The organism is Actinacidiphila rubida (assembly GCF_900110255.1).
In the GTDB taxonomy this organism is placed as follows: domain Bacteria; phylum Actinomycetota; class Actinomycetes; order Streptomycetales; family Streptomycetaceae; genus Actinacidiphila; species Actinacidiphila rubida.
In genome coordinates this window covers 130649-152269 of the sequence record NZ_FODD01000002.1, presented here as the reverse complement: position 1 = coordinate 152269, position 21621 = coordinate 130649, and the positions used below count along the sequence as shown (strand labels likewise).

The window sequence follows — 21621 nt, the reverse complement described above, 5'->3', positions numbered from 1 at the left end:
CCTGCCCGTGACACGTGTCCCGCACCGCTCGCGCACCCCGCGGAAACCCCGCGGGGCGCGGCGGACGCGGGCGGGCGGACCGCTCCTACACTGGGCTAATGACGCCTCGCACCTACCAATCGACCGTACGTGAACGCGCGGCCGCCGCGACACGGACGGCGATCCTGGACGCGGCCGAGGCGCTGTTCGCGGACGAGGGCTACGCCAGGGTCACCATCAAGCGGATCGCCGAGGAGGCGGAGGTCTCCCAGGGCACGGTCTACGCGGCCTTCGGGAGCAAGCCGGCGCTCGTCGCCGCGCTGACGGAGCGGGCCGCCGGCGACGCCAGCATCGGTGAGGTCCTCGCCGCCGTCGAGGTCGCGGCGACCGGCGACGACGTCGTCGGGCTGGTCGTGCGCCAGACCCGCGACCTGGTCCGGCACCACAGCCGGACCATGGCCGTGCTGTTCGACGCCGCCGCGGTGGACCAGGACATCGCCGCCCTGCTCGCCGAGACGGAGAAGATCCAGCGGGCCCGTTTCGGGCGGGTGACCGGCCGGCTGGAGCAGCTCGGCGCGCTGCGCCCCGGCATCACCCCCGGCGACGCGGACCGGGTGCTGGAGTACTTCGTGGCGCCGCCGTCCTGGCACCGGTTGCTCGAACTCGGCTGGGACTGGGACGACGCAGGTGTGTTCCTGACCGAGGCCGTGTGTGCGGCTCTGCTGCGGTAGGAGTGCACACGTGTCATGCGGCGAGTATGTCAGCTATCAATGAAGTGTGACTTCATCCAATGATCTAGACTCCCCGCATGCGTATCCTCTTCTCCAGCACACCGGCGCATGGTCACCTCCTGCCCCAACTGCCGCTCGCGCGGGCGTTCCGTGACCGCGGCGACGAGGTGGCCGTCCTCACCTCCGCCTCCTTCGGGCCGATGCTCGCCGCCGAGCGCATCGCCCTGCTCGCCGCGGGCCCCGAGGCCTTCGAACTGCTCGCGGAGGCGGCCCGCCGGACCGGGGTCGACCCCGCTGCCGAACCGACCCCCGAGGCCGCGGCCGAGTTCTTCGCCGGAACCCGCATCGACCTCACCGCGGACGCGGCGCTCGACGCCGCGCGCGGCTTCGCTCCCGACCTGATCGTCGCCGAGGCGACGGACTACGTGGGCCCGCTCGTCGCCGCCGCCCTCGACGTCCCGTACGCCAAGCTGGCGTTCGGCCCCCTGATCCCCGCCCAGTTCACCGACGTCTTCACCTCGGTCGCCGAACAGCGCTACAAGGAGCGCGGGCTGACCGTGCCCGGACCCGCCTGGTACCTGGACCCGTGCCCCGAGCTCCTGCAGAACCCCGGCTGGGAGCCGCCGCAGGGCCGCGTCCCGATGCGTCCCGAGGCCCACCGCGGGCCGGACACGCCCGACGCACCGGCCACCGGCGCGGCGACCGGCGGCGGACCGCGCCCCAAGGTGCTGCTCTCCTTCGGGACGCACTTCACCGCGCCCGACGTCCTGCGGCCGATCGTCGACGCCCTCGCGCCGACGGCGGACCTCCTCGTCACCCTCGGCCTGACGGGGACCGCCGCGGACTTCGGCGACCAGGGCGAGCACGGCGATCACCTCGCCTTCGTCGGGTTCACCCCGCTCGCGGAGCTGCTCGACGGCATCGACCTGGTGGTCACGCACGGCGGTGCGGGCACCACGCTCGGCGCCCTGTCCCGCGGCCTGCCGATGGTCGTCGTCCCGCAGGGTGCCGACCAGTTCCTCCAGGCCGCCGCCGTCGCGGGCGCCCGCGCCGGACTGGCCGTACCGCCTCCGGTGGGCCCGGAGGCCGTGGTCGAGGCGGTCACCGAGGTCCTCAAGGACACCGAGTACCAGGACAACGCGCGGGCCGTCGCCGCGCAGATCGCCGCCATGCCCTCGCCGCACGAGGTCGCCGACCGGCTCGCGGCCGCCCTGGCCTGACCCGCCGCGCCCTGGCCGCCCAGGGCGCCGGCCTCCCGCCCCGTTCACCCGGTCCCGGACAGGAACGCCCGTTCCCGTCCGGGACCGGCGTGCGAGGGCACCCCTGGCGGAACCCTCCGCGGTGCCTGATGGTGCGGCCCCGTGACAGCGCCGGAAGCCGGCCGGGGTAGCGTCCCCATCATGCTTCGTGTCTTGTTCACCCGCCGCTGGGTCGCGCTGACGCTCGTCTTCGTCGCCCTGATACTGATCATGTACCGGCTGGGGTTGTGGCAGTTCCACCGCTACCAGGAGACGAAGCGCAACGACCACCGCATCTCGCTGGCCGTCCAGGCGCCGCCGGTCCCGGTGGGCACCCTGTCGCGCCCGGGCACGCCCGTGCCCGAGCAGGACCGGTACCGGCCCGTGACGGTGACCGGCCGCTTCGACGAGGCCCACCAGTTCGTCGTGCGCCGCCGCACCAACGCCGACGGCGACATCGGGTTCTTCCTGATCACGCCGCTGATCGGCCAGGACGGCAAGGCCGTGCTGGTCAACCGCGGCTGGGTCGCGCCGAACAACACCGACGGCGCGGCTTTCCCCGTCGTGCCGAAGACCCCGCAGGGTGTGCTCACGGTCACCGGGCGGCTGCAGCCCGACGAGACGTCGAAACTCAGCCGGATCCGCAACGTCTCCGGCCTGCCGCCGCGCCAGTACATGCTGATCAGCAGCGGCCAGCAGGCCGGGAATCTCGCGGAACCGCTCCTGAGCGGCTACGTCGAACTGGTCTCGGCGAAGCCCGCCCTCTCCGCGGCGTACCGCGCGGAGTCCGTGGCCGGCCCGGACAGCACCGGCCCGTCCACGAGCGACGCGGCGATCGTCGGCAAGGGCGTGCACCTTCCGTACGCGATCCAGTGGTGGCTCTTCGCGCTGCTGCTGCCCATCGGCTGGGTCATCCTGTTCCGGCAGTCCCTCAAGGAGCAGCGGGACGGGAACGGGCAGCCGGACGGGACCGACGGGCGGGACGGGACCGGCGAGCAGGGCGGGGACGACCAGCCGGGAGTGAAGGAGGAGCAGGCGGCGGCGGAGTCCGCCGGCTGACGCGCGTGTCCGGCGCGCCCCGCGGCCGCGCGGTGTCGTCCGGGTCCGTCGGGGTCACGGGGCCGTCACGGCGGACGCGGGGAACTCGACGCCGGTGAGCTCCTCGGAGAGGGTCCACAGGCGCCGTGCGGCGGCCGTGTCGCCCGCCGCCCGCGAGCGGCCGACCAGGGTCGGGGCACCCCGCAGCTCCAGCCTGCCGCCGGGCCCGGCGTAGCTGCCGCCCGGCAGGTCCTCGACGGCCGCGTACAGGGTGGGCAGGGCGCCGGCCAGGCTGTCCTGGGCGACGAACCGGTTGCCCAGGCGCATGACGGCGCGCCGTGCGGCACTCGCGTCGTGCCCCTGGAGGTTGGTGGCGGCCCAGCCGGGGTGCGCGGCCAGGGCGCGGACCGGCGAACCCGCCGCGGTCAGGCGCCGCTGGAGCTCCAGCGTGAACAGCAGGTTGGCGAGCTTGGACTGGCTGTACGCGGCCGTGGGGCGGTACTCGCCGGCCAGATCGGTGTTGCCGAAGCGGATGCGGGTGCGCGGCGCCCGGTGCGCGCCGGACGACAGGGTCACCACGCGGTCGCCGATGTGGGGCAGCAGCAGGTTCGTCAGGGCGAAGTGGCCCAGGTGGTTGGTGCCGAACTGCATCTCGAAGCCGTCCTTCGTGCGGGCCTCGGGGATGTTCATGACGCCGGCGTTGTTGACGAGCAGGTCCAGGCCGCCGCGCCAGCCGACGGCGAACTCGCGCACGGAGGAGAGGTCGGCGAGATCGAGCCGGCGCACCTCCACGCTGCCGTTCACGGATCGGGCGGCCTCCTCGCCGCGCGTGGTGTCGCGCACCGCGAGGACCACGTGGGCTCCGGCGGAGGCGAGCGTCCGCGCGGTGGCGAGGCCGAGTCCGCTGCTGGCGCCGGTCACCACGGCGGTGCGCCCGGTCTGGTCGGGGATGTCGTCGGTGGTCCAGGGCTGGGACTTCGGGGTCTGCGTCATGGCTCCAATGTATGCGTTGATCACAATGTAGGCAATGACCACAATGTAGTCGCTGTTCACACCCGGCTAGGCTGAGCTCATGAAGACGCGCCCCTACCACCACGGAGACCTGCGGGCCGCGCTGCTGGCGCGAGCCGAGCGGACGCTGCACGAACGAGGATCGGCGGCGCTGTCCCTGCGGGAACTCGCCCGCGACCTCGACGTGAGCCCGGGCGCGCCCAGCCGCCACTTCCGGACCAAGCAGGCACTCCTCGACGCGCTCGCGCTGAGCGGCTTCGAACGGCTCACCCAGGACATCGCCGCCTCCCAGGAGCGCGCCGGCGAGTCGTTCGCCGACCGGCTGGACGCAGCGGCCCGCGCCTACGTCGGCTTCGCCATCGGCAACCCCGCGCTGCTCGACCTCATGTTCTCGGCCAAGCACGGCCCGGAGGCGTCGGAGGCCCTGGGCGGGGCCGCGGGGCGATGGGCGGACCAGATCCTCGAGGTAATCGTCGACGGCCAGCGGCGCGGCGACGTGCGCGAAGGACCGTGCGAACGCGTCGCCCTCCCGGTCTTCGCCGCGCTCCACGGCTTCGCCACCCTCGCGGTCAGTGGCACGCTGCCCCCCGAAGTGATCGAGTCCGGACTCGACGACGTGATCGCCGCGACCCTGCGCGGGTGCGAACCGCGCCGGAACTGAGCCGCGGCCCGACCCGGGCCAGGCGGCCGGGCAGCCCGCCGGCTGACCCGCGACCGCTCACACGGTCCGGGCAGCACGGCGGGCCGGTCCGCCGGGCGGAGGTCAACCGACCGCCACTGCCGCCTTCTTGACGAGGGCGGCGACGGCGCCCGGGTGGCTGATCATGGCGACGTGCGACGCACCGGCGATCTCGACGACCTCGCGGGCCCCCGCACGCTGGTAGAAGTAGCGCTCCAGGGCCGGCGGGATGGCCTTGTCGGCACCCGCGACCAGGCCCCACGACGGGATGGTGTGCCAGGCCGCCGCGGTGGTGACATCGGTGAACGAGGAAGCGCTGAAGGGCCGTTGGGTCGCCTGCATCAGCCGCGTCGTGGCCTCGGGCAGGTCGGCGGCGAACGCGGCCCGGAACCCGTCGGCGCGCAGGTACAGGTCGATCCCGGTCGTGCCGTCGGCGTTCGGGAAGGGGACGGGCGTCGTCGCGGACTGGATGATGCTGCCGGGGAACGTGCCGATCAGGACGCCCAGTTGCTCGCCCTGGTCGGGGACGAACGCCGCGATGTAGACCAGCGCCGCGACGTTCGGGATCCCGGCGGCGGCGTTGGTGATGACGGCCCCGCCGTAGGAGTGGCCGACCAGGACGATCGGTCCCTGGATCGACCGGAGCACGCTGGCCAGATAAGGGGCGTCGGTGGGCAGCCCGCGCAAGGGGTTGGCGGGCGCGACGGTGGGGTAACCGGCGTGCTGGAGAAGCTCGATGGTGCCGTTCCAGCACGAGGCGTCGGCGAATCCGCCGTGCACCAGCACGATGGTCGGCCGGGTGCCGCCGCCCGAGGGCTTGGCCGACGCCGAGGCGGTCGTGGCGAGCGGTCCGAGCAGCGCGGCGGTGCCGGCGACGGCGGCGCCGGTGGCGAGCACGCGGCGGCGGGTGAGGTCATATCCCATGGCGGATTCCTTCACGGTCGATCGGTGCGGGAGAACGCCCGCCCGGCAGATGTCCGGGCGAGCGGGTGGGTGCGAACTGCGCCCGGGGGAACGGTGATGCGGGTCCGGCGGGTGGGGGAGCGGTAGGCGAGAGCGGACCGCTCTCCCGTCAGGACCCGCCGTTGGCGCTCTGGGCCGCCTGTGCGATGACGGCCGCGACGACGGCCGGGCGGGAGACGTGGACGGCGTGGCTGCCCGGGGTTCCGATGGTTGCCATGGTCACTCCTGACCTGGAGGGGACAGGCCCTCACGGCTGCCCCGAGGGTTCCCAGTCAAGATCGGAGCGGGCGGCTGCGCCAGGAAGAACAGCACGCAGAAGTAGCGCGGCGGGTGGGCTCGTCGACCGCGAGCGGACCGGTGGGGAGGGCCCCGGCCCCCTCGGGAAGCCCCGGGGCGGGACCTCCGTGGCGGGGCCTCGGGGTGCGGGTGCGCCCTCACGAAGTGCCCGCGGATCTCGGGGAGTTCCTCCGGCCACAGCCTGGCACCGCGTCCGGCCCTCCGCGTCGCCGATCGCGCCGAACGCCTCCGCCGCCCGCGCGTACGTGCGCGGCCGAGGCGCCCGAGACACTCGCCGATCCTGGCACCGGCCACCGGCCGGCTGTACGCCGCGATGCCCGGCGTCATCCCGTCAGCCGGGTCGTCGATGACGGCCGGCGCCGTGCGGAACCCCGGCATCGCCTCGGCGGGATGTTCCCGGCCGGCCCCGCTCGCGGAAGGCGCGGCCGGACCCGCGGGACGCCTCGCCGGGCCATGCCTGCGCGAAGGGTGGACATGATCGCGGGGTCGTGTTCTCCTACTTGCCGAGATCGGATTTCCAACGTTGTAAGGGTGGGCCTGACGGTCAGTCGACGACCGCGTCGGAGCGGACGGCGGGACGATCGCCGCGTCAGGCGACCGGGACCGGAACGCGTTTCTCTCAATGCCCGTGTGCACACCGCATGAGGAGGCAGGCATGACCGAGTCGACGCCGTCGGACGCAGACGTCCCCGCCACGGGGCCGCGAGGCGTCAACAGGCGGCGGATGCTGACAGCGGTGGCCGCACTGGGCGTCACCGCCGGTCTGTCCGGCCCGCTTTCGGCCGGCAACGCCTGGGCAGCGCCGGGAACGCGGCCGCCCGCACCGGGCGCCGGTCACCAGCCCCCTCTGGACGTCGCCGAGTTGGCCCGCACGCATTACGGCAGCGACCATGCGTGGTTCGCGGAGAACATCCCGTTCATCGACATCCCCGACCAGGTCATCGCGGACACCTACTACTACCGGTGGGCGGCGTTCACCAAGCATCTGCGCAGCACCACGAGCGGACGGCTCATCACCGAATTCATGCCGTCGGTGTCCTGGGAGGGGCCGAACGGCACGATCAACGCCGCGTGCGGGCACCACCTCCGCGAGGCCCGGTGGCTGCGCGACCGCACGTACGTCGAGGACTACCTGAACTGGTGGCTGGGCGGCGGGGGCAACCTCCACCAGTACAGCAGCTGGATCGGCGACGCGGTCTGGGCCGACTACGAAGTGAGCGGGGACGCGCGCGTGCCGCTGTCCCACCTGGACGCGCTCAAGGCCGATCTCGATGCCTGGGACCCGCAGTTCGACGAGTCCAAGGGCCTGTACTGGATCGTCCCGGTCAACGACGCGACGGAGTTCACCACCACCGGACTGGACGTCGGGGACGGCTGGGGCGGACAGGCCTTCCGCCCCACCCTCAACAGCTACCTGTTCGCCCAGATGCGAGCGATCGGCCGGGTCGCGGCGCTCGCCGGGGACGACGCCACCGCGGCGGACTACACGCAGCGCGCCGCCCGGCTCGCCACCCGGGTGCAGGACTCGTTGTGGAACGCGGAGTTCCAGCAGTTCACCGACCGGTTCGGCCCGCAGTACCCGGACCGGTACTTCGACTTCGCCAGCGGACCCGAACTGGCCGGGTACGTGCCGTGGTCCGTCGGCCTCCCCGACGCCCGCTTCGACGGTTCCTGGCGCAACCTGACCGACCCCGGCAAGTTCGCCGGGACCCACGGGCTGCGCACGATCTACCCCACCTCGCCGTACTACCTCGTCCAGCACCGCACGCCCGGGGCGTCCCCCGGCGAGTGCGAATGGAACGGGCCCTCATGGCCGTTCCAGACCAGCCAGGTCCTCACCGGCCTTGCCAACCTCCTCGACGACCGCCCGCAGACCGCGATCGGCAGCGCCGACTACGTCGCGCTCCTCCACCAGTACGCGGCCCAGCAGCGCAAGGACGGCCGCCCGTACGTCGCGGAGAACCTGAACCCCGATACCGGGCAGTGGATCGCCGACTTCCCCGACCGCAGCGAGCACTACAACCACTCCACGTTCGCCGACCTCGTCATCTCGGGCCTGCTGGGCCTGCGGCCCTCGTCCGGCGACACCCTGCGCGTACGGCCGTTGATCCCCGGGGACTGGGACTACTTCGCGCTGCAGAACGTGACCTATCACGGGCGTCGTGTCAGCGTCGTCTACGACCGCGACGGAACCCACTACCCGCTCGGCCGTGCCGGCCTGTCGGTGTGGATCGACGGAGAACTGCGCGTCTCGGGCCGGTCGCCGGACGGCACGACCGTCGACCTCTCCCGATCGCCGGTCGCCAGGCCCGTGGCGCTCGCCAACTACGCCTACAACCCGGTGGGACAGGGCTTCCCCCTGGCCACCGCCTCGTCCACGGGCGACGGCACCACCGCGCAGGGCGACGACGGCCGCGTCTGGTTCGACCCGGCTCCGGTGAACCGCTGGGTCTCCGTCCCCGACGGCCGTGCGGCCGCCCGCTACACCGTCGAGCTGGCCGGCGACGCCGTCGTCAGCGCTGCCCGGGTGCACTACTACGACGACGGCTCCGGGGTGCGGGCCCCGATCCGGCATCGGCTCCAGTACTGGAAGGACGGCAGGTGGTACGACGTCCGGACCCTGCCGGGCGGTGATGCCCGGCCGCTGCCGAACACCGCCACCGGCCTGCTCTTCCCGCCGGTGCGCGCGGCCCGCTTCCAGCTGGTGATGGCGCCGGCGAAGGGCACGGCCGTGGGCATCGCCGACCTCGAACTGCTCGGCGCGCGGGGCCAGCTTCCCGGCGTACCCGAGGGTGCGCACCGCTACGAGGCCGAGGAAGCGGTGGTCACGGGCGCACGGATCGTCCTCGGCGGTGTGGCCGCGTCCGGCGGCGGATACGTCGGCGGGATCGACGGCTCGGGCAGCTCGGTGAGTTTCACGGCCGTCCACGCCGACCGCGGCGCCACCTACCGGCTGGGCATCCGCTACGCGAACGGGCTCGGCCCGGCGACCCACGGGGTGACCGTCAACGCGGCCGGCGGGTACACCGCGAGCTACCCCTCGACCGGCGGCTGGGGCGCCAACGGCATGTGGAACGTCGCCTTCGTGGACGTGCCCCTCGTGGCGGGGGACAACGTCGTCACGCTCAGCAAGGGCACCGCCTTCGCCGAACTCGACTGCGTGTTCCTCGCCGGGGAGGCGCCGGCCCGTTGAGCCCGGCCGTTGAGCCCGGCCGTTGAGCCCGGCCGCTGAATCCGGCCGCACCGACGGTGTCCGACCCGTCCCGACCGGCCTTGCCCTGGTTGACGGGCACCCCGGACTCTGCCCTGCCCTCCGGACGACCGTCGGTCCCGCGGCCGGACGCGGCCGCGCGCTCACCGCCGTCGTGGCATACCTGCCTGGGCTCTGCCGTCCGTCGCCGGCGCGACCAGGGACCGGCCGAGCCCCGCCGTCAGCGCCGTCAGCGCCGTCAGCGCGCCGCGGCGTGGCCGGCCGGGTCACTCGGCGGATATGAATTGTGCACAACCTAGTTGTGCGCTATCTTTCTCGTGTCGGTCGGCGCCGGCCCCACGGCGGGCGGCGACCGCGTACCACCTGTCCGGCGATCCCTCGGCGGACAGGGTCCAGTGCCACACCTCACGAGCAGGGATGCGCCATGTCCGAGAACACCGCGGCCGCCACCACTTCCGACCAGACCGCAGAAGGCGGCGCCAAGCCGACCGTCGTCCTGGTGCACGGCGCGTTCGCCGAGTCCGCGAGCTGGGACGGGGTCATCGCCCTGCTGCAGGAGCGGGGCTATCCGGTGGTGGCCGCCGGCAACCCGCTGCGCAGCCCCGCCTCCGACGCCGCCGCGGTGCGCAGCCTGGTGGACCACGTGCGGGGACCCGTGGTGCTGGTCGGCCACTCCTACGGCGGATCGGTGATCAGCCAGGCCGCGGACGGCGCGGAGAACGTGCGGGCCCTGGTCTACGTCGGCGCGTTCCTGCCGGAGGTCGGCGAGAGCGCCCTGGAGCTGACCGGCCGCTTCCCGGGCTCCACACTGCCCGGCGCGCTCGACCCCGTCGCCTTCACCGGCGCGGACGGCAGCACCGGCACCGACCTGTACATCCGGGCCGACGCCTACCACCACCAGTTCGCCGCCGACGTCCCCGCGGACACCGCCGCGCGCATGGCCGCCACGCAGCGCCCCATAGCGCAGGCCGCTCTCGAGGAGACCGCGACCGTGGCCGCGTGGAAGACGCTCCCGTCGTGGGACGTCGTCACCACCGCGGACCTCAACATCCCGGTCGCCGCCCAGCGGTTCATGGCCGAGCGGGCCGGCGCGCACGTCACCGAGGTCGACGCCTCGCACGCCGTCGCCGCCTCCCGGCCCGACGTCGTCGCCGGGGTCATCGAGCAGGCCGCCCGCCACATCGCCGGCTGACTCCCCACCGGGACGGGCCGGCCGGACCCTCGGGCGCCGGCCGGCCCGCTCCTCTCACCCGCCCGCCGGCCTTCACGGAACAGTAGGCTCGCACCATGTCCGATCACGCTGCCGACCAGCCCGCCGCCGGCGGGGAGGAACCGCTGCGGCTCGCGCTGCACATCTGCTTCGCCCTGCAGAACACCTCGCGGGCCTTCAACGCCGTGTACCGCACGGTGCTGCGCGAGACCGGACTGACCTATCCGCAGTACCTCGTCATGCTCGCGCTCTGGGAGCACGGCGACCTCACGGTCAAGGGCCTGGGCGCCCTGCTGCGGCTCGACTCGGGCACCCTGTCACCCCTGCTGAAGCGGCTGGAGGCGGCGGGGCTGATCACCCGGTCCCGGAGCCTCGCCGACGAGCGCTCGGTCCTCATCGGGCTCAGCGAGGCAGGCGAGGCCCTGCGCGAGCCCGCGCGGAAGGTCCCGGCCGAGATCCAGGCGGCCGCCGGCCTGAGCGCCGACGACCTGCGGACCCTCGACCGCATCCTGCGGCAGCTCACCGACTCCCTCGACCACGCGGCGACGTCCGAGCACTGAGGCGGCGGCGCCCCCGCCCGAGCCGCTGGAGCCGGTCGAGCCCGTCGAGGCCTCCGCGGTGACGGGACACCCCCGGCGGCGCGCGGTGCCGCGGACGTGGGCCGGCGGGGCCGGGGGCGCTGACGCCCCCGGCCCCGCCGGGTCCGCTGGTTCAGCCGCTGTGTGCGGCGGTGACGAGCGCGGGCAGCAGAGCCGACGCGTCCGGGGTGCCGAGCCCGGTGACCGGGTCCCAACCCTTGGTGGCGGGGTATCCCGGCACGTTCGGGTCCGCGGTGTTGTTGCCCGCGGTCACGTCGTGGAAGGCCGTGCCGTAGGCCGCGGGGTTCGAAGCGACCTTGTAGAGAGCGGAGTTGATCGGGCCGAGGCCGCCGCCGTTGATCTGGTCCGCGATCGCGACCAGTCCGGCCCACTGCGGGCAGGAGAGCGACGTGCCGCCGATGTCGTACCAGCCCGTGCTGCAGGGCGTGCCGCCGCAGTTGAGACCGCTGTTGCCGTCCGGCGGCAGCGACAGGTACACGAGGGCACCCGTGGCCGAGCTGGCCTGCAAGGCGATGTCGGGCACGCCGCGCATGGTGCCGATCGCGGTGCTGCCGGCCGGCAACGCGCCGGCCTGGTAGGCGGGCTTGCCGAAGACGTGGCTGAAGCCGCCACCGGAAAGGGTCCAACCGACCTCCGCCTGACCCGCGTTGGCCGAGCAGACGCCGGGCTGGTCGGTGCTGTCGGTGACGCGTGCGCTCGTCGCGTGCGGATCGGTGCACAGGTACGTGCCGCCGACGCCGGTCACCAGCGGGTCCGATGCCGGCCACTCCACGGTCGGGTAGGGGAACGCCGAACCGCCCTTGCCCACGGGGGCCTTGGACGAGTTCGCGGTGCCGCCGTCGCCCGACGATCCGAGCACGGTGACGCCGCCGGCGGCCGCGTCCTGGAACGCGTACCGCAGGTTCTCCAGGGCGTGCGGGCTGCCGAAGGCGTCCTCGGCGGACGCGAACGACTGCGAGATGACCGTGGCCAGATGGTGCTGCACCACGTAGTCCTCGGCCGCCATCATCTGGGGGAGGCCCTGAACGCCCAGCGTCTCGGCGGTCGGTGTGGCGACGAGCAGGATGTTCGCGCCGGGTGCCATGGCGTGCGCGGTCTCCACGTCGAGGGCCACTTCCAGCGCCCAGGCGCTCTTGTCCTCCTGTCCCGTGCCCTTGCCAGTCGCCGGCGGGGCCTTGGTGGCGGGCGCGCCCTGCAGGTGCAGTTCGCTGAAGGTCGGCATGCCGGGCGCGCAACTGACGCCCTCCTCGCCGCACATCGGCGCGACGCCGAACGCGGTGTCGAAGACGTGCAGGTCGTGGGCCATCGTGTCGCTGCCGTACGAGTCGACGATCGCGATCGTCTGCCCGTGGCCGTCCAGCCCGGCGGCGTGGAGCGGGCCCACGTCGTAGGCGGCCCGGACCCCTTGGGGGCTGAAACAGCGACGCCCGGCCGACGCGCACTGGGCGGCGGTCGGCGGCGTGGAACCGGTGGTGAGCTGGGTGAACTCCGCGACGGTCGGCCGGACGTGGGGATAGGCCGCGGCCGCGGTTCCCGGTGCGGACAGTGTTCCCGCGGCGGCGAGCGCCAGGGTGCCCGCTCCCGCGAGGAGCCACCGTGTGACGGTGTGTGCCATGTGCGTGGTCCTCCCTGAGGATCAGTGAGTCGACACATTGGTCCGCCCCTGTAGTGGGGGGATGTGGGGCACACAGCGCGGACGGCCAGATGGTAGTTGGCGGCCCTCCGCGCCCACAATGGGTGGGAGGCCGCGATGCCGCCGCCCGGCGGTCCGGCCGGGTTCCGGGGGCCTTGAGCGTGCGTGGGCCGACGGACGCCGGCCGCACGCGAGGGAGCGGTGGGCGCTCGCGGTGAGCGAGGGCCCGGGGGGAACCACATGACACAGCGGAGGGGTGGGGCGTGATCGGTGAGCCGGAGATGGAGCCGGGGCGCGAACCCGGAACGGCAGCCGCAAGCGGGGAGTTGCTGGGCGGCCGGGGGCACTTCGGGGACGTGAGCGGTGCCGGTGCCGGTCCCGGTGCGGGGGAGCGGTGGCGGTGGGCGCTGGGCGGTTTCGCGCTGGCCTGCGTCCTCGGGGTGGTGGGGGTCGAGGCGGCGGGGTACGGCCGGACGCACGCGCCGGACCTGCACGGCTACCGCGTCGGCACCGACCTGTGCACCGCGCTGCTCCTGCAGCCGCTCGTGGACCGGATGGCCGCGCAGAGCCAGACCGCCGATCCGCTGCTGACCCGCCGCGGCTCGGCGGTCGACCACACCTCCTGTGTGATGTCCGACCGGGCCGACCACGGCGACGGATGGTCGACCGACTACGTGGTCACGGTCACCGTCGACCTGCACAAGAAGCGTGACCCGGGGCCGGAGTTCGACGACGCGGTGCGGGCCGCGGCCGCCGCCCCCGTCGCGGGGAGCAGGCTCCTGCCGCTCCTTCCGCCCGACGAGATCTCGACCGTCAGCGCGTACCCGGGCCCGGGGGACCGCGCGTACCTCATCTCCAGCAGGTCGCGCCAGGTGCTCGCCGTCCTGCACGGGGGTGCCGAGTTCTTCCTCGGCGTGGACGCCACGAACGACCGTATGGCGGCGGACGGCGAGCCGATGGCCGCCACCGGATCACGCGAGCGCCCGCGCCTCCCGGACACGACCTCCTTGCGGACCGCACTGCCCCGCACCATGCGCGGCATCATGGACGCGCTCGCGCGGTAGCCGCCCGGGCGGTCACTGGCCGCCGGTCACGACCGGGGAGAGCAGGACGTGGCCGAGGGCCGGCCGCCGGCCGGCGTGCCCAGGACCTGCTCGTGCCCGTCGTCGCGGCCCGTCTCGACGGCGAGGCGCACCCGCCGGGGGGACCGGCGTTCGGGGCGTTCACGGCGGGCACGGCGTTGACGACGGCCCCGACATGCGCTGACGGCACCCCTCACGGCTATCGCGTGACGGTCACCGTGACCGCGTACGCCGTCTGCCCCGGCGGGCAGCGTCTCGCCTCGCCGCACGAGGTGCGGTGGGCGGTGATGCGGGCGGTGCCGGGGCGCGCCGCCGAGAAGCGGGCCGTGCTCACACCGCAGCCGCCGCCGGGCGGGCACGAACCCGCCGGGGAGCTTCCGCCGCCGTGCGGCGCGAGCACGGCCGGGTCGGATGTCGACGGGGTCGACCAGTAGGTGCTGTGCAGCCGGACGATCACGGTGGATCCGGTGGGTACGGTCACGGTGGTCAGCCGGGCGTGCTCGTCGAGGACGAGGGTCGGAGGGGACGACGCCGGGACGCTCTGCGTGGCCGTGGCGGTTGCCGTGGGCGGGCTCGTGGGGGAGGGCGGTGAGCCGGACGTCGACGCCGGGGGCCGGCCCGCGGAGCAGGCGCCCAGCGTGACGGCGACCACGAGTGCGAGTGGCAGGCGCAGGGCCGCCGAGGAGGACGCGGCCCGCCTCCCACCCGCGACGGCGTCGTGCCCGTGGAGCGTACGGCGGGACACCGGCGGTCCTCCTCCCGGGTGGTGACGCCGTCGTCGTCGGTCGTGCCGCGGTGGTGGAGCGGGCCGCGCCCGCTCCACCACCGCGAACGTGCCTGGGATCAGGAGGCGTTGAGCGCCGTGTCGTCGACCACGAAGCTCGTCTGGAGCGAGGAGTCCTCGGTGCCGGTGAACTTCAGCGTCACCGTCTGCCCCGCGTAGCTGGACAGGTTGAAGGACTTCAGGGCGTAGCCGCTCGCCGCGTTCACGTTGGAGTAGGTGGCCAGCGTCGTGCTGCCGACCTGGACGGTCAGCTTGTCGTAGGCCGTGCTGCCGCTCTCGGCCGTGTCGATGTGCAGGTAGAAGGAGAAGGTCGCCGCGCACCCGGACGGGATGGTCACGGACTGCGAGAGGGTGTCGGTGTGGGTGCTGCCGTAGCCGTCCATCCACGCCTTCCAGCTGCCGGAGTGCGCGGCCTCACCGGTGGAGTTGTCGATCACGCCGGAGCTCGCGGTCCAGGGCGCCGCCGTGCCGGTCTCGAAGCCGGGGTTGCCGATCTTCTGGCCGGGGGTGGTGCAGCCGCCGCCGGAGGTGCCGACGGTCCAGGTGAAGGACGTGCTCCCGGACGCGCCGGTGGTGTCCTTGGCGGTGACGGTCACGCTGGAGGTGCCGCTCGTGGTGGGCGTGCCCGTGACGGCGCCGCCGGACGAGATGCTCAGCCCGGCCGGCAGACCCGTGGCGCTGTACGTCAGGGTCTGGCCCGAGGCGGAGTCGCTGCCGGAGATCTGCAGCGAGACCGCGGTGCCGACGGTCGAGTTCTGGTTGCCGGGGTTGGTCACGGCGACCGTGTTGCCCGTGCTGCCGCCGCCGACGATCGGGTGCGAGATGGCGCACGCGTTGGTGTCGTTGGACCAGCTCGCCTGCTCGGCGAAGGTGCCGGTGCCCATCGTGATGTTGGCCGCGCCACCCGCCTGACCGGGGTTGATCCAGGCGCACTCGTCCGAGTTCTCCTGGCCGTTGTAGGAGCTCCCGGTCTGGTTGGTCCAGCCGCCCGCCGGGTTCTGGTCCGACATCATCTCGTGCCACTCGTGGCCGAGCGTCATCGTGTAACCGTCGAGCGTTCCGGGGGAGTTGATGAAGCCGACGCCGCAGCCCGCACCCGAGTCCATGTTGTACGGCTGGTTGCTGAACGCGACATCGCCGACGGTCGACGACACGGCACCGCCGGTCAGCGTGCTGTCACCGTTGTAGTCGTGCCACGCGCAGTACTGGTTCTGGTAGTTGTCCGGGTTGGTGCCGTGCGGGGACAGGATCACGTAGTACGCGTCCCGGTTGGCCGCGGCCGTGGTGTTCCCGAAGTGGCTGGCCGCCTTCACGGCCTCCACGCCCAGCTGGTGGCCGCTCGCCGCACTCGGCGAGGCGGCCGAGTTGTCGTACCAGACGCCGCTGAGCACGCCGCCGCTCTGGTACGGGATGAAGTTGGCGTTGGAGGGGCAACTGGTGGCGCCCGCCGAGACGTTGGGGCCGTCACACCACTGCGTGAGGTCGGCCGACCAGAGTTCGTTCCCGGTGCCGATGCCCTTGAACATCTCCTGGGCGACCGGAGCGGCACCCTGGGAGTCGCCGGAGAACGTGGCGTCGCCGCTGCCGTTGGTGCTCTGCGTGCCCCACTGGGTGCCGTAGAAGACCAGGTAGACCTTCGAGTGGCCGCTCTGGACGCCGATGCCGTCGATGCCGCCGCCGTAGGACAGCGTCTCCGGCCCGGTGGCCGCGGGGGACGCCTGGCCGGCGGCCCATGACTTCATCTTGGCGTTCTGCTGGAGGGTCGGCACGACGCCGTGCCGGTAGGCGTGGCCGTTCGCGGGGCTGTAGGGGTTGGCGACCGAGTGGCTCGGCGCCGGCGTCGGTGCGGCTGCCGCCAGGGGTGCGGCGGCGAAAGCTGCGCCGGTGACGAGGGCGAGCGACGCGAGGCCGGTGAAGGCCGCTCGCGCCACTGCGCGGTGGTGGGATTCGCCCATGGGTGGAGGAACCTCTCTTCGCGGACGTCGCACTGCCTGTGGGCAGCACTGATCCGCTCGTAGGGACAGAAGAAGACGCACCTGGGCAGCCCCGGCGAGGACCGGGGCCGAAGTGCCGGGGTGGGACGGTTCCGGGCCGGGCAGGTCCGGGCGGGGTGCGTGACGCGCGTAGCTCGAGCGGCAAACCGCAGGGGCTGCCCGCCGAGGGCAGGACATGACCGAGTGATCCACCGGGGCCCGTGCGGGCTCTCGACGGAAACGGAACCGGGGTGGGAGGTGGTGCTGACGATGCGGCAGGTGGGGTGGTGGGGGTGCGCCGTGGCGACAGAGAACCAGATTGGCGTGACCCGGTCAATAGTCGGGATAGGGCGCTCTCACCAGCGAGGACGAGTCGTCGGACCCCGGAAACGGGCGTTACGCAGCCACTTCGTCTACAGAGGTACGTCAGTCGCCCCGGGGAAGGCTTGACCTTTCACGGGTGATCCCTTGACCCGGTGCGCGGAGTCGGCAGGCGACGGCCGGGGGTCGCGCCACCGCGGGCCCTCCGTCAGAAGGTGATCTCCAGTGCGGCGATGGGGTGGCGGCGCCGGCGGCCGGTCACGGTGGCGAACACGTGGCCCACTCGGGCGAGCAGGTACTTGCGGCCCAGCAGGCGGCGGACCTTCGCCACGCCGTCGGCGTCCAGCAGCCGGCCGGCGCCCTCCGCTTCGGCGGCGTCCGGCGCGATCCGGCCGCGCACGTCGCAGACCACCACCTTGACGCGCGGGTCCCGCCGCAGCCGCTTGACCTTCCAGGAGCCGGCCTCGGTCCACACGTAGAGCCGCCCGTCGTCCACGACGTGCCACACCGGGGTGGCCACCGGCGTGCCGTCCTTGCGGTAGGTCGTCAGGCTGACGTAGCGGGCGCGCGTCAGCGCGTCGAGTACGCGCGGATCGAGTGCGGTCACAACAGGTCCAATCGGGTGGGAAGTTCCGCGCGGAGACGGGTGGCCGGGCGTCCCGGTGCCCGGTCGACCGGGACGGCGGGGGCCCTCCCGGCACGTAGTGGGTCCGGCGTGCGGCCGGACGGGCGCGGAAGCGCGACCGAAGCGGCCCGATGCCGTGCGGACCATGGTAGGCCGCCGCCCTCGGCCCCGCGGGGAGGGATTCCGGCGCGGCCGGGGCTCCGGCGGGTGTCGCGCCTGCCGTTCCCTCGCCGGCGGCGCTTAGCATGGCCGTCCGGCGTCGTCCTCGGGCGCCGCCGTCGGGCGGCGGACCTCCCTGTGCGGCGCCTGCTGTCGAGAGGGCGTGGTGGAGCAGGTGGCGGCCGTGGACACCCGACGGTTCTGGGAGCTGCTGCGGGCGCTCCCGGTCCCGGACGACGCGGAGTTTTCGTACGGGCCCGACCCGGCCGGGCGGCTTCGCGAGCACAATCTGCGGCGCTACCACGAACTGATCGCGGCCTCGATGGCCGCCGGGGGACCACCGCGGGTGATGCTGGTGGGCGAGGCGCCCGGCTACCGCGGACACACCGTGACGGGTGTGCCGTTCATGAGCATGCGGCAGCTGACGGCCAGGCCGGGACTCATCACCGGCGCTCCGCAGGGCGACGGCTTCCTGGTGCCCGAGCATCCTGCCGCGGACTGGGAGCAGTCCTCCGGGATCGTCTGGCGGGCGCTGGCCGCCTGGCGCGGGCCGCTCCCGCTGATGTGGGCGGTCTACCCCAACCACCCGCACGAGCCCGGCCGTCCGGCCACCAACCGCCCGCCCAGGGCGAGCGAGGTGGCCGCCGGCGCGCCGCTCGCGCTCGCGCTGGCCGAGGCGTTCGGCATCACGACGTTCCTCGCGGTGGGCCGCAAGGCGCAGGGCGCCCTGGCCCGGGCCGGCATCGAGGCGACCGCCGTCCGCCACCCGGCGCAGGGCGGCGCCCGGGAGTTCACCGACCAGCTCGCCGCGTTCAACGCGGCATCGCACGACGGACGTTGACCCCGGCGGCCCGGGCGCGGGCCGATGACGCCCTCCCGTCCGGCGTGCCCGGCGGATCGCCTGCGCCAACCCGTCCGCCCCCGCGCGGCCGGTAAGCCCGCACGAGGGCGTCGCGCGGTCAGGCGATGGCGTTGGAGGCGGGCCCGGTCACGGCGGCGCCGCTCACCTCGCGCGCGGCGAAGGGCGCGTTCGCGGTGCCGGTGCCGCGGTAGCCCCACGAGGAGCCGCCACCGTCGACGGCGAGGAGGTCGAACGTGCCGTCGGCGGGCCGGGTGCCGTGTCCGGGGCGGACCGTGGTCCGGATCGTGCCGGACGGCCGGCGGAGCCGGAGTGACGTCCGTCACGCCGGCAGGCGGCCGGGCCGCGGGGTCGCGGGAAGATCGGTGGAAGTTCGTGGGAATACGTCGTTCGATCCCGGGCATACGGTCGCTGTTACCGAGGTTCCCGACGACGCGGAGGATGACCGATGGCCGCCGAAATGTCCGTAATCGCCAGTGCAGGCACTGCTGTCGACGGACGTCAGCAGCAGGCACCGGCCGATCTGCCGTGGATCGAGGACGCCGGCAAGATCGCGCCGAAGGACGCGCGCGAGCTGTCGCGGCTCTTCTTCGACCGGCTGCAGGACCTCGAAGAGGGCACGCGGGAGTACAGCTACGCCCGCAACACCCTGATCGAGATGAACATGTCCCTGGTGCACTTCGCCGCCAGGCGGTTCCGCGGCCGCGGGCCGGAGGAGCAGGAGGACATCCTGCAGGTCGGCACCATCGGGCTGATCAAGGCGATCGACCGGTTCGAGCTGAGCCGCGAGGTGGAGTTCACCACCTTCGCCGTGCCGTACATCGTCGGCGAGATGAAGCGCTTCTTCCGCGACACCAGCTGGGCGGTGCACGTCCCGCGGCGGCTGCAGGAACTGCGCGTGGAGCTCGCCAAGGCGCGCGACCACCTCAGCGCCGTCAACGGCTCCGCGCCGACCGTCGCCGAACTGGCCGCGTACCTGGACCTGCCGGAGGAGGAGGTCATCGAGGGCATGGTCGCCTCGAACGGCTACACCGCCGGCTCGCTCGACCTGCCCACCGGTGACGCCGACGCCGACGAGGGCCGCAGCTACGCCGAGACCCTGGGCGACGACGACCCGGCCATGGAACTCGTCGAGGACTTCCAGGCGCTCGCCCCGATGCTCCACCAGCTCGACGAACGCGACCGGCTGCTGCTCCAGATGCGCTTCGGCCAGGAGATGACCCAGGCCCAGATCGGCGCCGAACTCGGCTACTCCCAGATGCACGTGTCGCGCCTGATCTCCCGCCTCCTGGACAGACTCCGCGCCGGGATGCTCACCGAGAGCTGAGCCGCGGCGCCACGACGCCGCGTCCCGCCCACGCGGGTGGTGCCCGGCAAGTGCCGTGACGGCAGAGGCGGGTTCTGCTTTTGCCCCGGTTGCCTGACGTGCGCTCCCCGGCGGGACTAACCTGGGCTGGGGTTCGGCCCCAGCGGTGCCCGGGGGGCCGGGACGTGACCGGTGGCTGGCGGGAGGCAATGGGTGGAGGGGCGCAGCCCGGCTCGTGTGCGCAACGAGCTGATGGCCGGAATCGTCGACGTCCTCCAGGAATCGGCGACGGTGCGTCACCCGGGAAGCCGGGACCTGTGGCTCACCATGCTGGAGCAGGAACTGCGCGTGCCCGTCGCGGCGATCGGCACCGACGCCCTGCGGCCCGCGCTGCTGCGCCTGCTGGACACCTGCAACGGCGTCCGTGACGGCCTGTCCTGCCTGGTGCGCAGCCTCGCGTACGTCGAGCAGCAGTCCACCGCGGTCAGCGCGCTGTGGCGGCTGGTCGACGAGTGGGAGGCGGTGGACTTCTTCGACAAGGCCGACCTGCACCCGCTGCGCCCGGCGCTGCGGGCCATGGGGGCGAGCGGCCTGACGGTGCTGGCCCGCCGGGCGAGCCGCTCGCGGACCCAGGAACTGCCCGCCTGGTGCGACAACGGGTGGCAGGTGTTCCTGAGGCTGTCCGGAGGGAACACGGCGGACGGCGAGTTACCGGCCGGCATGGCCTTCCTGGTGCTGGCCGCGGACCTCCTGGTGGAGCAGGGGCGCCAGGACGCCGCCGAGCTGGTGCGGCGCTGGAACCGTCACAAGGCCCAGGACTGGGGCCTGCAGAACGAGTTGGCCGCCTGGGAGCGCGCGGGGTTCACACCGAGTACGCCCTCGCTCGTACCGGCCTACCTGCTCATCCAGTTCGAGCCCGACGGCATCGACTCCGAGCACTACCACATGTCCCACTGGCGGCAGTCCGACGCCGAAGGATGGCATCCCGTACCGGGGGAGACCGTCGCCCTGCACCGCGACCAGCTGCCCGGCGAGGTCGAGCGGCTCATCGAGCAGGTGGAGGAGCAGTGGGCGGACCTGCGCCAGCCGGTGATCGTGGAGTTCATCCTCCCCTGGGAGCTCCTCAACGAGCCCGTGGAGTGGTGGACGAAGGAGTCGTCCTCAGGCTCGCCGACCCCCCTGGTCATGGACTACCCGGTGCTCATACGCAGCCTGGAGCGGCTGCGGAAGGCCGCCTGGCACCGGCCGTGGCACGGCAAGTGGCGCCAGTTGCGGGAGTTCCCGGCCGACAGCCACGCGTACTGGTGCCGCCCTTCCGGTGGCACGGCGTACTTCTTCCACCTGGAACGGGAGTTGAAGGAGGACCAGCAGGCGGTCTGCGTGGTCCTCAGCCAGCCGCCGGACGACGCGTCGGACGTCGGGCGGAAGGAGTTGCTGGCCGCGTTACGGGCCGGCGTGCCCGCGGTGCTCTGGTACCGGGGCGGGTCCGACGACGCCGAGCACCGGGAGGCGTTCGGCGAGATCGTCGAGGAGCGGGGCCTCGGCGGGTTGATGGAGCGCGCCGTCAAGTGGCGCAAGGACGCACTGGCGTTGGGGCCGGACGGCTGGGACGGGCACGTCGGGCGGCACATCGCCCTGCTGCTGGACGACCCCGAACGCAAGCCGGGACCGGCGAATTCCGGGCACGTTCCGGTGCCACCCCGCGAGCGTCCCCAGCCCGCACCGTGACAGCGCCCTCGAGGGGGCCGTGGACTGCACCTTCGGCAGGGCGCTTCGCCGAGACCCCGTCGGGGCGCGGGTCCGGCGCCGTCGGGCCGGTCTTGCGCTGGGGGCGCAATACTGTCACGCTCTTTTCGTCACTCTCACCCGTCCCAGCGGCCGGTGGGATTCTCCACGGCCGGCACCGCCAGGTGCCGCGGTGCT

At 73.4% G+C, this 21621-nt stretch carries 17 protein-coding genes; 11 read left to right on the top strand and 6 right to left on the bottom strand.

Going from position 1 to position 21621, the window contains the following annotated elements; genetic code table 11:
* Window positions 1-98 precede the first annotated feature (98 nt).
* From BMW99_RS02280 to BMW99_RS02270, 3 genes are all read left to right on the top strand, one after another.
* Window positions 99-710 (top strand): TetR/AcrR family transcriptional regulator, encoded by a 612-nt coding sequence (locus tag BMW99_RS02280; RefSeq protein WP_069464372.1) that lies wholly within the window; start codon window positions 99-101, stop codon window positions 708-710.
* Between the two features lie 77 nt (window positions 711-787).
* On the top strand, window positions 788-1930 hold the full coding sequence (locus tag BMW99_RS02275; RefSeq protein WP_069464371.1) for a glycosyltransferase: 1143 nt from the start codon (window positions 788-790) through the stop codon (window positions 1928-1930).
* A gap of 180 nt (window positions 1931-2110) precedes the next feature.
* On the top strand, window positions 2111-3007 hold the full coding sequence (locus BMW99_RS02270) for an SURF1 family cytochrome oxidase biogenesis protein (RefSeq protein WP_075016130.1): 897 nt from the start codon (window positions 2111-2113) through the stop codon (window positions 3005-3007).
* Window positions 3008-3061: 54 nt separating this feature from the next.
* Here BMW99_RS02270 and BMW99_RS02265 read toward each other — a convergent pair whose 3' ends face one another.
* Window positions 3062-3979 (bottom strand): oxidoreductase, encoded by a 918-nt coding sequence (locus BMW99_RS02265; RefSeq protein ID WP_069466792.1) that lies wholly within the window; start codon window positions 3977-3979, stop codon window positions 3062-3064.
* 79 nt (window positions 3980-4058) lie between these two features.
* Here BMW99_RS02265 and BMW99_RS02260 point away from each other — a divergent pair, with 79 nt between their 5' ends.
* On the top strand, window positions 4059-4658 hold the full coding sequence (locus BMW99_RS02260; protein ID WP_069466791.1) for a TetR/AcrR family transcriptional regulator: 600 nt from the start codon (window positions 4059-4061) through the stop codon (window positions 4656-4658).
* Window positions 4659-4760: 102 nt separating this feature from the next.
* Here the strand turns inward: BMW99_RS02260 and BMW99_RS02255 are convergent, their stop codons facing one another.
* Entirely contained in the window at window positions 4761-5600 is an 840-nt protein-coding gene (locus tag BMW99_RS02255) for an alpha/beta fold hydrolase (RefSeq protein WP_069466790.1), read from the bottom strand.
* Window positions 5601-6591: 991 nt separating this feature from the next.
* On the opposite strand from BMW99_RS02255, the gene BMW99_RS02250 reads away from it, so the two are divergent.
* From BMW99_RS02250 to BMW99_RS02240, 3 genes are all read left to right on the top strand, one after another.
* Window positions 6592-9129, top strand: coding sequence for an MGH1-like glycoside hydrolase domain-containing protein (locus BMW99_RS02250; protein WP_075016129.1), 2538 nt, complete (start codon window positions 6592-6594; stop codon window positions 9127-9129).
* A 442-nt stretch (window positions 9130-9571) separates the two neighbouring features.
* Window positions 9572-10339, top strand: coding sequence for an alpha/beta fold hydrolase (locus BMW99_RS02245; RefSeq protein ID WP_069464618.1), 768 nt, complete (start codon window positions 9572-9574; stop codon window positions 10337-10339).
* 95 nt (window positions 10340-10434) lie between these two features.
* Window positions 10435-10917 (top strand): MarR family winged helix-turn-helix transcriptional regulator, encoded by a 483-nt coding sequence (locus tag BMW99_RS02240; RefSeq protein WP_069464617.1) that lies wholly within the window; start codon window positions 10435-10437, stop codon window positions 10915-10917.
* Window positions 10918-11068: 151 nt separating this feature from the next.
* Here BMW99_RS02240 and BMW99_RS02235 read toward each other — a convergent pair whose 3' ends face one another.
* Complete coding sequence (locus BMW99_RS02235) at window positions 11069-12571, bottom strand: S53 family peptidase (RefSeq protein WP_069464616.1); 1503 nt, start codon at window positions 12569-12571, stop codon at window positions 11069-11071.
* A gap of 281 nt (window positions 12572-12852) precedes the next feature.
* On the opposite strand from BMW99_RS02235, the gene BMW99_RS41120 reads away from it, so the two are divergent.
* Entirely contained in the window at window positions 12853-13653 is an 801-nt protein-coding gene (locus BMW99_RS41120; RefSeq protein WP_075016128.1) for a hypothetical protein, read from the top strand.
* Window positions 13654-13870: 217 nt separating this feature from the next.
* On the opposite strand, the gene BMW99_RS02225 is transcribed toward BMW99_RS41120, so the two are convergent.
* The 3 genes from BMW99_RS02225 to BMW99_RS02215 form a co-directional block, all read right to left on the bottom strand.
* Window positions 13871-14416: a hypothetical protein gene (locus BMW99_RS02225; protein ID WP_069462052.1), complete on the bottom strand. Its 546-nt coding sequence runs from the start codon at window positions 14414-14416 to the stop codon at window positions 13871-13873.
* 98 nt (window positions 14417-14514) lie between these two features.
* Window positions 14515-16410, bottom strand: a complete 1896-nt coding sequence (locus BMW99_RS41885; RefSeq protein ID WP_245791140.1) for a putative Ig domain-containing protein — start codon at window positions 16408-16410, stop codon at window positions 14515-14517.
* Window positions 16411-16957: 547 nt separating this feature from the next.
* Window positions 16958-17356, bottom strand: a complete 399-nt coding sequence (locus BMW99_RS02215; protein WP_075016127.1) for a PPOX class F420-dependent oxidoreductase — start codon at window positions 17354-17356, stop codon at window positions 16958-16960.
* Window positions 17357-17717: 361 nt separating this feature from the next.
* On the opposite strand from BMW99_RS02215, the gene BMW99_RS02210 reads away from it, so the two are divergent.
* The 3 genes from BMW99_RS02210 (at window position 17718) to BMW99_RS02200 (ending at window position 21426) form a co-directional block, all read left to right on the top strand.
* Window positions 17718-18374, top strand: coding sequence for a uracil-DNA glycosylase (locus BMW99_RS02210; protein WP_069466753.1), 657 nt, complete (start codon window positions 17718-17720; stop codon window positions 18372-18374).
* Between the two features lie 478 nt (window positions 18375-18852).
* Window positions 18853-19719 (top strand): SigB/SigF/SigG family RNA polymerase sigma factor, encoded by an 867-nt coding sequence (locus tag BMW99_RS02205; RefSeq protein ID WP_069466752.1) that lies wholly within the window; start codon window positions 18853-18855, stop codon window positions 19717-19719.
* A gap of 216 nt (window positions 19720-19935) precedes the next feature.
* On the top strand, window positions 19936-21426 hold the full coding sequence (locus tag BMW99_RS02200) for a VMAP-C domain-containing protein (RefSeq protein WP_069466751.1): 1491 nt from the start codon (window positions 19936-19938) through the stop codon (window positions 21424-21426).
* Window positions 21427-21621: the final 195 nt, after the last annotated feature.

What these genes read in the sequence shown, in the direction of transcription:
- BMW99_RS02280 (WP_069464372.1), top strand. Translation starts at nt 99, where the DNA reads ATGACGCCTCGCACCTACCAATCGACCGTACGTGAACGCGCGGCCGCC.
- BMW99_RS02275 (WP_069464371.1), top strand. Translation starts at nt 788, where the DNA reads ATGCGTATCCTCTTCTCCAGCACACCGGCGCATGGTCACCTCCTGCCC.
- BMW99_RS02270 (WP_075016130.1), top strand. Translation starts at nt 2,111, where the DNA reads ATGCTTCGTGTCTTGTTCACCCGCCGCTGGGTCGCGCTGACGCTCGTC.
- BMW99_RS02265 (WP_069466792.1), bottom strand. Translation starts at nt 3,979, where the DNA reads ATGACGCAGACCCCGAAGTCCCAGCCCTGGACCACCGACGACATCCCC.
- BMW99_RS02260 (WP_069466791.1), top strand. Translation starts at nt 4,059, where the DNA reads ATGAAGACGCGCCCCTACCACCACGGAGACCTGCGGGCCGCGCTGCTG.
- BMW99_RS02255 (WP_069466790.1), bottom strand. Translation starts at nt 5,600, where the DNA reads ATGGGATATGACCTCACCCGCCGCCGCGTGCTCGCCACCGGCGCCGCC.
- BMW99_RS02250 (WP_075016129.1), top strand. Translation starts at nt 6,592, where the DNA reads ATGACCGAGTCGACGCCGTCGGACGCAGACGTCCCCGCCACGGGGCCG.
- BMW99_RS02245 (WP_069464618.1), top strand. Translation starts at nt 9,572, where the DNA reads ATGTCCGAGAACACCGCGGCCGCCACCACTTCCGACCAGACCGCAGAA.
- BMW99_RS02240 (WP_069464617.1), top strand. Translation starts at nt 10,435, where the DNA reads ATGTCCGATCACGCTGCCGACCAGCCCGCCGCCGGCGGGGAGGAACCG.
- BMW99_RS02235 (WP_069464616.1), bottom strand. Translation starts at nt 12,571, where the DNA reads ATGGCACACACCGTCACACGGTGGCTCCTCGCGGGAGCGGGCACCCTG.
- BMW99_RS41885 (WP_245791140.1), bottom strand. Translation starts at nt 16,410, where the DNA reads ATGGGCGAATCCCACCACCGCGCAGTGGCGCGAGCGGCCTTCACCGGC.
- BMW99_RS02205 (WP_069466752.1), top strand. Translation starts at nt 18,853, where the DNA reads ATGTCCGTAATCGCCAGTGCAGGCACTGCTGTCGACGGACGTCAGCAG.